Consider the following 615-nt stretch of genomic DNA (forward strand, 5'->3'; position numbering starts at 1 on the left):
TGCAGGCCCGCGACAAGCAGACCGCAGAGCTGGTCTGGCAGGTCGCGGTCATGGACGGTGACCCGACCCTCAAGCCCGCCCAGAAGACGGTGGCGGTCAAGATCCTCGCACCCGTCCAGCCGGTACCCCCGTCCCCGATGGCGGGGTTGCCGTTCACGCCGGTCGAGTTCGACGGCATCACCGTCACCCCGTATGTCAACGCCGCCGGCCGTCTCGCCTACTCGATCAAGGTGCGTGAGATGCACGCACCTCGCCCAACCAACCAGCCCGCCCAGAGCAAGGCTCCGGCCGGAAAGGACGCCGCCTAAATGACCCGCCGCCGCACCCCGCGTAGGAGTGTGATCCGGTTGACCACCGGGCACGCCGCCCGCACCCTCACCCACCCGTACGCCCGCCATGAGCCCGTTCTGGCGCTCGACTTCGGCGCCACCTCCGTCCTGGTCACCACCCGTGGCCCCGCGACGGTGGAAGACCTGGAGTTCGCGCGTCAGCTCGCCCGCGAGGCATCCCGCTTCGCCCGCTCGGTGGAGCGCAGCCTTCACGGCCTGCCCGACGGCACGGGGGTCGCGGCATGACCCTCGGCCCGTACACCTACCTCACCCTGTCCATGCGACC

Annotated in this window: 2 protein-coding genes; both read left to right on the forward strand. The window is 70.4% G+C overall.

Features of this window, described 5'->3' with window-relative positions; translation table 11 throughout:
• Positions 1-308: plasmid replication, integration and excision activator (locus ACTWPV_RS49760; protein ID WP_443157237.1), on the forward strand; the 308-nt coding region annotated here is incomplete at its 5' end.
• A gap of 39 nt (positions 309-347) precedes the next feature.
• The gene (locus tag ACTWPV_RS49765) at positions 348-575 is read left to right on the forward strand and encodes a hypothetical protein (protein ID WP_443157238.1); all 228 of its coding nucleotides are present in this window, start codon (positions 348-350) and stop codon (positions 573-575) included.
• Positions 576-615 lie beyond the last annotated feature (40 nt).

Source organism: Nonomuraea sp. KM88 (assembly GCF_052245635.1).
GTDB lineage: Bacteria > Actinomycetota > Actinomycetes > Streptosporangiales > Streptosporangiaceae > Nonomuraea.